Source organism: Winogradskyella sp. UBA3174, assembly GCF_002364335.1.
Classification (GTDB): domain Bacteria; phylum Bacteroidota; class Bacteroidia; order Flavobacteriales; family Flavobacteriaceae; genus Winogradskyella.
Genome location: NZ_DEXW01000090.1, coordinates 26,052 through 37,447 on the forward strand (window position 1 = coordinate 26,052; position 11,396 = coordinate 37,447).

The window sequence follows — 11,396 nt, forward strand, 5'->3', positions numbered from 1 at the left end:
TAGATGGCAGTAGATACAAATAGGTATTCTGATAAAGATTTAGAAGAATTTAAAGCTTTATTAAAAAATAAAATTAACAAAGCAGAGCGTGATTTAGAACTTATAAAAAGTGCTTACATGAATGACCATGATAATGGTACAGATGATACGTCGCCTACATTTAAAGCTTTTGAAGAGGGTAGTGCTACGATGAGTAAAGAAGCAAATTCTGCATTGGCTATTAGACAAGAAAAATTTATACGAGATTTAAAAAATGCCGTTATTCGTATTGAAAATAAAACGTACGGAGTTTGTCGTGTTACCGGAAAGCTAATTAATAAAGAACGTTTAAAGTTAGTACCCCATGCAACATTGAGTATTGAAGCTAAGAATATGCAGAAGTAATGTCCCTTTGAAAAAAAGGATCTTAAAGAACTGAGATTACATTTTGAATAGAAACAAATACACAAAGCCTTGTATAACTAGTTTCAAGGCTTTTTTTATGCTCTGTTTATTCTGTTTTCAAACCAGTATTGCTCAAAACTCATTAGAGCAAGAACTAAGTATTGGTGCTATTAAAATCATAGAAATTGATGGAAATCAGATATTCTCAATCTCAGTGTCTACTACAAAAACAGATCATATTTCTATTACATCTAAACTTGATGGTGAGTATCAAAGCCAATTTCAGATTGTAACCAATCAACAAAACGATACTTTAAAGATTGGTTTAAAACGTTTACCTTTTACACTTAAAGTAGATGATAAACGCAATGCACATAAAGTCATTGCAGCAACTTTATATTTAGAAATCCCAGAATATTTAATGTTGAATGTCTTCAGTGACGTTGGTTCTGTTGATTTAAAAGGAATTTTCAATAACTTGTCTGTAGAGTTATTACAAGGCCATTGCAATGTAATGGCAAAAGTAGATACAGCAACCATAAATACAATAGATGGAGATATTAGTATTATTACAAATAGTGCTGATATAAGCGCTTACTCTAATCATGGCGATATAATTTTTGATGAGTTTTCCATACTTATTTCAAAATGGAAACTTCAATCTGTAAATGGTAATATTAGAGTTGCAAAGCCAGAATAAACCATTATTTTTGTTTAAAATCTTTAGATGTCCTTAAAGAAAGCCTCAATTGTTATTCTCATTATTTTACTGATAGATCAAATCAGTAAAATTTATATTAAAACACACTTTCAACTTAACGACAACATAACTGTTTTTTCTTGGTTTTATATAGACTTCATTGAGAATGATGGTATGGCTTGGGGAACTAAGTTAAGCGACGTATTTACGTTTATTACTGACAGAACAGCAAAACTTATTTTAACCCTCTTTAGAATTGTTGCTGTTACGGGTATTGCATTTTGGTTAGTGGATGTAACCAAGAACAAAAAGTCTAAAATCTTAATTTTTTCAGTAGCTATAATTTTTGCTGGCGCTTTAGGAAATATTATTGATTCTGTGTTCTATGGAATATTGTTTAGTGATAGTTATATGCAAGTCGCCACATTTTTACCTGAAGCTGGCGGGTATTCAGATGTGTTTCATGGTAAGGTTGTAGATATGTTACATTTTCCTATTTGGAACGGAGTATTGCCGGAATGGTTGCCATTAATTGGAGGGAAGATCTTTTCTTTTTTCGACCCAGTTTTTAATGTAGCAGATGTTGCTATTAGTACAGGTATTGGGACTTTGATTGTGTTTAATAAACGGGCTTTTAAAGAGACTATTAAAACTGAGATAGCTTATTCGGAGTCACACAATAATCTAACTTAATATCATCTATTAAAGCTTCAAAAATTTCATCTTCAGCTTCAAAAAAAGATAAACCAATTTTTAGTGTTTTAGGTTTGCAACTTGCTAAAAATCGATCATAGAACCCTTTTCCGTAACCAATTCTATTTCCAATGGTATCAAAACCTAAGAGTGGAATAAAAACGACTTCTAATTGAGAAGATTTGATTTCAATACCATCAATAGGCTCAGGAATATTGTAGTCGTTTTTTTTAATTTTTGTATTATCTGTGAGCAGATAATGCGTCATGGAGTAATCTTCAAAATTGCTCTTAGAAATTATGATATTTTTATCTTTTCCAGACAAAATATTTAAGATGTAATCAGTGTTAACTTCCTTTTGTTCTTCAATAGTTAGGAAAATGTGGTAAAAGGTGAAGTCCCAAATATTAAGTTTCAATAATTGATTAGCAATAGCTAGACTATAATCATCTATTTGAGATTCTGACAAGTCTTGTCTTAGCGTTTTATATTTACGTCTTAATTCTTTTTTAGTCACGATTCTAATTTTGTAGAAATATGAAAAATAGCATCCCCTTGGTAGATAATTGGTGATTCATTTACATTAAACACATAGCCATTATATGGAGATTTTACAAAGTAGTTAAAGCTGCCATAAGGATCCGTAATATTACCCAAAACATCTCCTTTTTCAACATGTGTATTTATAGCTACTGTCGCTTTAAACATGCCAGAAAATTTTGCTCTTAACCATTTGCTTTCTTCAATAACTACAGCACTTGTTTTTGGTTGTGACACTTTATATTTACTACGTAACATTCCTAAATGATGAAGTACGCGTTTGGCACCATTTACACCAGTATTAGTTATGGTATTGTGAATATTAAAGGATTTGCCCCCTTCAAACAGAAGCATTGGCACACCAACCTTATCACAAGCATTTCTAAAGGATTTATTTAAATTCTGTGAGTAATAAATAAAAGGAGCTCCAAAAACATGTGCTAGTTCTGTTAATCTCGGGTTGTCTTCTTCAATACGAATCTGAGCCGCATTAAAACGATCTGCACCACCAGTATGAAAATCCATCACAAAATCTACATGTGGCACTAATTCCTTCATTACAAAATACGCAACTCTACTTGCCAAAGAGCCATTCGCATTTCCTGGAAATACACGATTTAAATCACGACCATCTGGGAAAAGGCGGTCCATATTTAAAAAGCCAAAAACATTGATTACAGGAACGCAAATGGTAGTCCCTATTTTTGGTTTATTTATACCTTTTGCAATGAGTTGCCTAACAATCTCCACTCCATTAATTTCGTCTCCATGGATGCCAGCAGTAATTAAAACATTAGGTCCAGGCTTTTTAGAGCGTTCTATAATTATAGGAATATCTAAAGTGTTTCTTGTATGTAATTTTGCGACTTCAAAAGTAACTGTTGCACCTTTGCCTGGAGCGACTTCAACTCCTAAAATATTTAAAATATCTTTTGACATCTGTTTATTTTGTGCTACGTTCTATAAATGTAATAATATCGCGTGCAATGTTCTTTTTTGTTGCAGTTTCAATACCTTCCAAACCTGGTGTAGAATTAACTTCTAATAATAAAGGACCACGTGAAGATTGGAGCATATCAACACCACAAACAGGTAATTTTAAAACCTTTGCAGCATTCATAGCTACTTTTAGCTCATCTGCATCTAATTTAATAATATTAGCAGAGCCACCACGATGTAAATTAGAGCGAAACTCACCTTCTTTTCCTTGGCGTTTCATCGCGCCAACTACCTGGCCATCTACAACTAAAGCTCTTATATCTGCACCTTTTGCTTCTTTTATAAATTCTTGTACAATGACTCTTGCCTGTAAGCCATTAAAGGCTTCTAAAACAGATTCGGCTGCATTTTTACTTTCTGCTAAAACCACTCCAAGACCTTGAGTACCTTCCAATAATTTAATAATACAAGGTGTACCACCAACATGCTGTATAACTTCCTCAACATCTCTAGAGTAATTGGTGAAAACCGTTTTTGGCATCCCTATACCTGCCTTACTTAGACGTTGTAAGCTTTTTAATTTATCTCTAGAACGGAGAATAGCACCTGATGATGCAATAGTGAAAACACCCATTTCTTCAAACTGTCTCACAACTGCACAGCCATAAAAGGTTACAGAAGCACCAATTCTAGGAATTATAGCATCTACATAATCTAAATAACGATCTTTATAAAAAATGGTGGGTTTTTCCTTTTCGATAATGATATCACATTTCAAAGGATCTATGACTTCGACCTTATGCTCTCTTTTTTCTGCTTCTTCAACTAGGCGCGATGTAGAATATAAATGCGGATTGCGAGAAAGAATAACTATATTCATTATTTTGTTTGAGTATTAAAAGATTGATTTTCTAAGTCTACATCAACTATGAACTTTTTGCTTAAAAACTGACGTCCAATAAGTACGGGAAATCGCATATCATCTCTTGTGCTTAAAGTTAAGTTAATCTTGTATGTTTTACCAAAGAATATAACTTTTGTTTTTATTTTAAAACGGTTTTCGCGATGGCCATTACTACTTTTAACATCGGTACAGGTGTAATTTTGAAATACAACTTCTTCACTTTTAAAGTTAGGATGTTCTTTACTTTCAAAAGTGCAATATAATTTATGGTCTTCTTCTCTAATTTTAGAGCAATGGATGGTAGAAGTGTAAGCTCCTGTGTCAATTTTAACAGCTATTGTGTTGAGCTTTAATTCAGGAAAGTCAATTTTATCAACACGTCCTAAAGTTTTTTTAGTCATAGATTAATTTTAATAAAAAGTTACTAAAGATACTCATAAAGTTAATTGAAAACATACGCATTTAAATCTAATTACTACCTTTGATTATATGCCAGAAACTAGCTTAGAAATACAAATAAAAACGTTGCCTAATCAACCTGGTGTTTATCAGTATTTTGATATTGAAGATAGGCTTATTTACGTTGGAAAAGCTAAGGATATTAAAAAGCGTGTAAGTAGTTATTTTAATAAACATCACGATTACGGTAAAACACGTGTGCTTGTAAAAAACATCACTTCAGTTAAGCACATTGTTGTAGAAACTGAGAATGATGCATTACTATTAGAAAATAATCTAATAAAAAAATACAAGCCAAAGTATAATGTGCTTTTAAAGGATGATAAATCCTATCCTTGGATTTGTGTGAAAAAAGAGCGTTTTCCTAGAGTTTTTCCAACACGACGCGTCATTAAAGATGGCTCTGAATATTTTGGACCTTATACAAGTATGAAAACTGTAAAAACGCTTTTAGGCTTAATAAAAGGTTTATATCAACTCCGGACTTGTAATTATGATTTGTCCGAGTCTAAAATTGAAGCTGATAAATATAAAGTGTGTTTAGAATACCATTTAGGAAACTGTAAAGGTGCATGCGAAGGTTATGAAACCGAAGACGAATACCATTCTAATATCACAGCAATACGGGAAATTTTAAAAGGTAATTTTAAAGATTCGTTACAGCAGTTTCGCGAGCAAATGAAGGGTCTCGCAGAACAGATGCAATTTGAAGATGCACAGAAAATAAAAGAGAAACTCGAAATTTTAGAAAATTACCAAGCCAAATCAACTATTGTTAATCCAAAGATTAGCAACGTAGATGTGTTTTCAATTGTTAGTGATGAGACGTATGCTTATGTTAATTTTTTACAATTGAGTTATGGTTCAATTATAAGATCACATACTTTAGAATTAAAAAAGAAGCTACAAGAATCTGATGTTGAGTTATTAGAATTAGCAATAACTGAAATACGACAACGTTTCAATTCAATGAGTAGAGAACTTTATGTCCCTTTTAATGTGAACTTGGGTGGCGAATTAAAAATAACAATACCGAAACTTGGAGACAAAAAAAGTATCTTAGATTTATCTATAAGAAATGCCAAGTATTTTCGTATGGATAAATTTAAACAAGTAAAACTAGTAGATCCAGACCGTCATGCCAATCGTATCATGGCACAAATGAAAGCCGATTTACATTTATCTGAAGAACCAAGACATATTGAGTGTTTTGATAATTCGAACATTCAAGGAACCAACCCAGTTGCAGCTTGTGTCGTATTTAAAAACGGAAAACCAAGCAAAAAGGATTATCGTAACTTTAATATAAAAACAGTTATAGGTCCAGATGATTTCGCATCGATGGAAGAAGTGGTTTATAGGCGCTACAAGCGGTTATTAGAAGAAGACCAACCACTGCCACAACTTATAATCATTGATGGAGGAAAAGGACAATTATCGGCATCGTTAAAAAGCCTTGATCTTTTAGAATTAAGAGGAAAAATCGCTATCATTGGTATTGCTAAGCGATTAGAAGAGTTGTTTTATCCAGATGATCCAATTCCACTATATTTAGATAAGCGTAGTGAAACTTTAAAGATTATTCAGCAATTAAGAAATGAAGCACACCGTTTTGGTATAGAGCATCACCGAAACAGAAGAAGTAAAGGCGCGTTAACCACAGAACTCGAAAATATACCAGGAGTTGGTGAGCAAACTATTGTAGATTTAATGAAAACCTTTAAAACGGTTAAACGAATAGCAAATGCAAAAGTAGATGAGTTAGAAGCTATTGTAGGAGTATCGCGAGCAAACAAGATTTATAATTATTATCACAAAGAATAAATTTGAAATTACACCTAACATATAATTCCAAATACAAGCATTTATGGCTTGTCTTAACTTTGGTGTTTTTAACCACAAGTTTTAATCTTTTGAATGCACAAGAAGCAAAAGAGCCTAAGGTTGGTTTGGTGCTAAGTGGTGGCGGAGCAAAGGGTTTTGCACATATTGGTGTTTTAAAAGTCATAGATAGTTTAGGTATTAAAGTCGATTATATTTCAGGAACAAGTATGGGAGCCATAATTGGTTCGCTTTATGCGTCAGGTTATTCTGGGAAACAGCTTGAAGCTATGTTTAATAATATAGATTTTGAAGAGCTTATTAATGATAATTTCCCAAGAGAATTTAAACCGTTTTACGAACGTGAAAATGCTCAAAAATACGCAGTCAGTTTGCCTTTTGATAAGTTTAAAATTAGTTTACCTTCAGCTTTATCTCGAGGGCAAAATGTTTATAATTTACTATATCAATTAATGATTCCGGTTAATGATATTAGAGACTTTGAAAAGCTACCAATACCGTTTTTCTGTGTAGCTACAGACATAGAGACAGGTGAAGCAATAATAATTGATAAAGGCAACTTAGCAGAAGCCGTAACCGCTAGTGGTGCGCTTCCATCCTTGTTTCAGCCAGTGACTATAGGAGATAGAATTTTAATCGATGGAGGTGTTTCTAATAATTTTCCGGTAGCAGAGTTGAGAGCAAAAGGTATGGATATTATTATCGGAGTAGATGTGCAAGATGCTTTAAAAGATAGAGCTTCCTTAAAATCAGCACCAGATATCTTATTGCAGATTAATAATTTTCATACCATTAATGCAATGAAAAATAAGGCTCAGTTTACAGATATTTATATTAAGCCAGACATTACAGGTTTTTCAGTAATATCATTTAATGAAGGAAGAAATATTATATCAAATGGAGCAGCAGCAGCAAGAGTAAATCTCAATGCATTATTAGAATTAAAAACGGAACAGCGTACTAGTATTAATAGGCCTATTGTTAAACCTATTGATAGTGTGAAAATTAATTCTGTTAGAATAAATGGTAAAAACCGTTATACAAGATCATATATTTTAGGTAAACTGAAGTTTAAAGACGAAAATAAAATCAGTTATTCTGATTTTAGAAAAGGTGTTAATAGCTTAATTGCAACCAATAACTTTGACACATTTAGATATAATTTAGAACCAACAGAAGGCAGTGAAGGTTATAATCTAAGTGGTACAATTAAAGACTCTGAGGTGACAACATTTTTGAGATTAGGTGTGCATTATGACGGTTTATACAAAAGTGCTTTCTTAGCAAATCTCACAAAAAAAAGATTGCTTTTTAATAATGATATTGTATCATTAGATTTAATACTTGGCGATAACTCAAGATATAATTTCGATTATTTTATAGACAAAGGCTATTATATCAGTATTGGTATTAAATCGCGCTTAAACCAATTCAACAAGAATGTAAACCCATTACTTGTTCTAGAAGAAGGGTCTCCTTTACTAGCTGGTTTAAATAAAATAGATGCAGAACTTTCGGATTTTACAAATCAGGTTTTTATACAAACTATTTTCAAAAAGGATTTTGCCCTTCGTGCTGGAGCCGAATACAAACGTTTAAAAATTACATCCGAAACCATAATTGAAGATAATCAGAGTGATGAAATCGTTTTTGAAAACACAGGGTATTTTAGCCTATTTGGAAATTTAAAGTTCGATAGTTATAGCCATCCTTTTTTTCCAAAAAGCGGTTTTTATTTTAATGGTAATTTTCATTTATATCTAGAGGCTTCAAATTTTAATAGAGATTTTGAAGAGTTTTCAATCGCTAAGGCCGATGTTGGATATGCTTTTAGTTTTAATGATAGATTGGCTTTAAAAACAGAAGGGAATGGTGGTTTTAAAGTAGGGGATAATTCGACAACAGCGCTTGGTTTCGGATTAGGAGGCTATGGAAATAACTTCATAAATAATTTCTATTCCTTTTATGGCTATGACTATTTTGATCTTTCGGGTGATAGTTTTGTAAAGGCGACTTTTACTCTAGATTATGAGGTTTTTAAAAAGCATCACATACTGTTTGCCGCGAATTATGCCAATATAGAGGACGGAATTTTTGAATCTGGAGAGTGGTTGTCATCACCAAACTTCAGTGGTTATGCTATAGGCTACTCGTTAGAAACATTTCTTGGACCTTTAGAAGGCAAATACACCTATTCGCCAGACACTGGCAATGGTTATTGGTTTTTTAATCTTGGTTTTTGGTTTTAATAGCGTCCCTTGGCGTAGTCATGCTGAACTTGCCTGTGCTGAACTTACTTCAGTATTTCAGTATCTCAATAGTTAATCTGTAGAATTAATGCGTTAAGGAATTTAGTAGAGTTACTCAGTTTTTAGATTAAAAAGTCTAGTTATTGGGCCTCTGCCATTAAAAATCGCGTTATTCACAAAATTATTAAGCACCATAGATAGTATTCTATCACCTCCACTTTCATTATTTGCAATGCCATTATCTAAGGGGCTACAGAGTCTAAAAAAGTCACTATAATCTTTATACGTATTTTCTACAACTGTAAAGTTAGAAAATAACCGATCGTTCAATGCTTCAGAATTAATATAATAATTTGTTTGCCTCATTTCAGAAAACGAAAAGGATGTGTCTTTAGTAAAAGTTATATTTTTTGTTTCTAATACAGGTTCAAATAATATTTTCGGTTGTAGTTTTATGGTAGAAAATGAATACGATTTTTTATCTAACTCTTGAGCAATTAATTCAGAATTCGCTATTAAAACAAATACAGCGATTAATGAATTTATAAAATTCAGTTTTGTTTTCATATCTGTATTTTCAATTGATATTCTTTGTTTTACATACAAACCTTGATATATATATATTGATTAATTCAATTTTTTGAATCTTCATAAGAGCTAAAGAAAATTTAGCCATAGTTATAATAATTTAACATCCTTTTAGCAAAACATAAAACTATAGCTTCATTTTTATTTTAAAGAAAAACCCATAAAAAACAGACGTTTTTTGTTTAGACTTATAGACGAAAAAAGGTTAATGCTCAAGGCGGTTAATATGAGACTTGTAATTTTTAGACTACAATTTGTAACTCAATTTAAACATCACAATCCTAGGCAGAATAAAAGTCCTAGTATCACTAATTACAAAAGCATTAAATGAGTTCTGCTGTTTAAAACGCACATCAAATATATTAGTCGCATTCACCTCAAATCCCCAAGGACTATCTTCTATTTGATAAAATAAAGACGCATTAGCAGTATCAAACGTATTATTTATAGCTTGGCTTTTGTTATTGTAATTATCATACGTATAATCTGCTTTAAATATAAAATCCTTTAGAAAATCGTATTCTAAAATGACTTCAAACCGATCATTATCAAATTCGTTGTTGATGCCACTAGCTTGGTAATTGCTAAAATCTTTGGTATAATTAATTTCTAAGTTGGGATGATTCTTAAAAGAGGTTTCAATGCCAATGGTTGAAGAAATCGATTTTGAAATATTAAGATCAGTTTCATTATTTAAAATCTGAAAAAAGTCATTATAACTAAAGCGGCTGCTTAGATTATAACGGATTTTATTTATTTTTTTAGAAACTCCTCCGCTAACTGTCCAATTATGCTCTGGCTGATCGAACATAATTGAAGTATTAAACGATTCGATGCCATTGAGCTCTGAAACGGTTTTTATGTTTTGTACACGCTTGTTAAAACTGGTGTTGAGGTTAAAATTGAGGTTTCTAAAAAGAGAAAATTTATAATAGCTCAAGCTTGCGGTATGATATAATTGATTTTCTAATTGATTATCACCTCTAAACACACTATTAAAATTAGAGAGTATAAAATTATTAGCCAATTGATTAATGCCAGGGAAACGCGCGTTTAATCGGTAACGAAAATTCAGTTTTTCACTATTATTAAATTCTACCTTGGTTGTAAATTGTGGTAAAAACAGATTTTTAGTAAAGGTTTCAGCGGTTTCAAACTGTTGTGTACGCCACAAATAACCATGATAAAATAGAGCGGGCTTAAACGTGGCAATACCAACTTGAAATTTATACTCTAAGCCCAAATACGTATCTATAAAATGATACCCAAAATCATTACCAAAACCGGCAGAGTTAAAGTTATTAATGCCGTCATCACTTAGCAACTGAACATCTTCAGTAAAGAAATCATTAAATGAGGTATTGATTCCGAAACTCGTGTACAGATGATTAAAATTGTTAATCACCCAATAATCCTTAAGAATTGCACTAAAATTATGGGATCTCGATTTCTTAGTTTGTAGAATATTGAATAGCGTATCGTCTTCTAACGGAATTAAGCCTTGTAAAATCTGTTGGTTGGTTAACCACTCTGTAATGGGCTTGTCATTCTGAAAATTATAGGTGGTTTCTAAAGTAGCCGTATGGGCTTTTGAGAGTTTGCGGCTGTAGGTAATATTCTGTTTGAGGTTCAATGCCACAACATCAGTAAGCGTTTGTATCGTATTGTTTTGATTTGGACTCACGGTGTTTAATAATCCATTACTATCGTTGTTGGTTACTTTTACAAAGGCGTTATAAGCAAAATCTTCTTTATAACTCGGGTCATAGTCCACAGTGATTTTTCCTATGGTAAAAAAGTTGTTTAAATTATTGGCAACTGTTCTGTTTTCATTGAAGGGGTCGTCAATATTCTGGTAGCTATTTAGGGCACTACTCGCGGTTTGTGTCTTAGAGTTAGAGGTGATTAAATACCCACTAATATCCGTGTGATTAGAAACCGATTGCCTAACATTTAGAGCACCAAATTGGTTCATATTATCTGTAAAATCTTGGTTGTTGAGGTATTGCGCAAAATCACTATTAAAGAGACTAAAATAACTGCCAGCGTCGTCTAGGAGTTTGCCAAAACCACCTTCAAATTCTAGGTAGTCGTTAAA

11 protein-coding genes are annotated in these 11,396 nt (G+C 32.2%); 5 read left to right on the forward strand and 6 right to left on the reverse strand.

What is annotated here, in order from left to right; genetic code table 11:
- Positions 1–3: 3 nt before the first annotated feature.
- The 3 genes from B2U95_RS16150 (at position 4) to B2U95_RS16160 (ending at position 1,777) form a co-directional block, all read left to right on the forward strand.
- Positions 4–384 carry a TraR/DksA family transcriptional regulator gene (locus tag B2U95_RS16150; RefSeq protein ID WP_296317976.1) on the forward strand — a complete coding sequence of 127 codons (381 nt, stop codon included), beginning with the start codon at positions 4–6 and terminating at the stop codon, positions 382–384.
- 97 nt (positions 385–481) lie between these two features.
- Complete coding sequence (locus B2U95_RS16155; RefSeq protein ID WP_296317977.1) at positions 482–1,084, forward strand: hypothetical protein; 603 nt, start codon at positions 482–484, stop codon at positions 1,082–1,084.
- Positions 1,085–1,111: 27 nt separating this feature from the next.
- Positions 1,112–1,777, forward strand: coding sequence for a lipoprotein signal peptidase (locus tag B2U95_RS16160; protein WP_296317979.1), 666 nt, complete (start codon positions 1,112–1,114; stop codon positions 1,775–1,777).
- Here the strand turns inward: B2U95_RS16160 and B2U95_RS16165 are convergent.
- The 4 genes from B2U95_RS16165 to B2U95_RS16180 are packed head-to-tail and all read right to left on the reverse strand — an operon-like array spanning position 1,731 to position 4,561.
- On the reverse strand, positions 1,731–2,294 hold the full coding sequence (locus B2U95_RS16165) for a 5-formyltetrahydrofolate cyclo-ligase (RefSeq protein ID WP_296317981.1): 564 nt from the start codon (positions 2,292–2,294) through the stop codon (positions 1,731–1,733). The two genes, B2U95_RS16160 and B2U95_RS16165, sit on opposite strands and share 47 nt — an antisense overlap.
- Positions 2,291–3,256 (reverse strand): succinylglutamate desuccinylase/aspartoacylase family protein, encoded by a 966-nt coding sequence (locus B2U95_RS16170; RefSeq protein ID WP_296317983.1) that lies wholly within the window; start codon positions 3,254–3,256, stop codon positions 2,291–2,293. The genes B2U95_RS16165 and B2U95_RS16170 overlap by 4 nt, the downstream gene beginning before the upstream one ends.
- Positions 3,257–3,260: 4 nt before the next feature.
- A complete protein-coding gene (gene rimK / locus B2U95_RS16175; protein ID WP_296317985.1) occupies positions 3,261–4,136 on the reverse strand; it encodes a 30S ribosomal protein S6--L-glutamate ligase in 876 nt (291 codons plus the stop codon).
- On the reverse strand, positions 4,136–4,561 hold the full coding sequence (locus tag B2U95_RS16180; protein WP_296317988.1) for an ATP-dependent zinc protease: 426 nt from the start codon (positions 4,559–4,561) through the stop codon (positions 4,136–4,138). The genes rimK and B2U95_RS16180 overlap by 1 nt, the downstream gene beginning before the upstream one ends.
- An 88-nt stretch (positions 4,562–4,649) precedes the next feature.
- Here B2U95_RS16180 and uvrC point away from each other — a divergent pair, with 88 nt between their 5' ends.
- Together uvrC and B2U95_RS16190 are read left to right on the forward strand one after the other, a co-directional pair.
- A complete protein-coding gene (uvrC, locus tag B2U95_RS16185) occupies positions 4,650–6,443 on the forward strand; it encodes an excinuclease ABC subunit UvrC (RefSeq protein ID WP_296317990.1) in 1,794 nt (597 codons plus the stop codon).
- 2 nt (positions 6,444–6,445) lie between these two features.
- Positions 6,446–8,710, forward strand: coding sequence for a patatin-like phospholipase family protein (locus B2U95_RS16190; RefSeq protein WP_296317992.1), 2,265 nt, complete (start codon positions 6,446–6,448; stop codon positions 8,708–8,710).
- A 111-nt stretch (positions 8,711–8,821) separates the two neighbouring features.
- Here B2U95_RS16190 and B2U95_RS16195 read toward each other — a convergent pair whose 3' ends face one another.
- Together B2U95_RS16195 and B2U95_RS16200 are read right to left on the reverse strand one after the other, a co-directional pair.
- Positions 8,822–9,277, reverse strand: coding sequence for a hypothetical protein (locus B2U95_RS16195; protein WP_296317993.1), 456 nt, complete (start codon positions 9,275–9,277; stop codon positions 8,822–8,824).
- A 268-nt stretch (positions 9,278–9,545) separates the two neighbouring features.
- The coding region (locus B2U95_RS16200; protein WP_296317995.1) for a carboxypeptidase regulatory-like domain-containing protein at positions 9,546–11,396 on the reverse strand (1,851 nt) is incomplete at its 5' end.

What these genes read in the sequence shown, in the direction of transcription:
- B2U95_RS16155 (WP_296317977.1), top strand. Translation starts at nt 482, where the DNA reads ATGCTCTGTTTATTCTGTTTTCAAACCAGTATTGCTCAAAACTCATTA.
- B2U95_RS16160 (WP_296317979.1), top strand. Translation starts at nt 1,112, where the DNA reads ATGTCCTTAAAGAAAGCCTCAATTGTTATTCTCATTATTTTACTGATA.
- uvrC (WP_296317990.1), top strand. Translation starts at nt 4,650, where the DNA reads ATGCCAGAAACTAGCTTAGAAATACAAATAAAAACGTTGCCTAATCAA.
- B2U95_RS16180 (WP_296317988.1), bottom strand. Translation starts at nt 4,561, where the DNA reads ATGACTAAAAAAACTTTAGGACGTGTTGATAAAATTGACTTTCCTGAA.
- rimK (WP_296317985.1), bottom strand. Translation starts at nt 4,136, where the DNA reads ATGAATATAGTTATTCTTTCTCGCAATCCGCATTTATATTCTACATCG.
- B2U95_RS16170 (WP_296317983.1), bottom strand. Translation starts at nt 3,256, where the DNA reads ATGTCAAAAGATATTTTAAATATTTTAGGAGTTGAAGTCGCTCCAGGC.
- B2U95_RS16150 (WP_296317976.1), top strand. Translation starts at nt 4, where the DNA reads ATGGCAGTAGATACAAATAGGTATTCTGATAAAGATTTAGAAGAATTT.
- B2U95_RS16195 (WP_296317993.1), bottom strand. Translation starts at nt 9,277, where the DNA reads ATGAAAACAAAACTGAATTTTATAAATTCATTAATCGCTGTATTTGTT.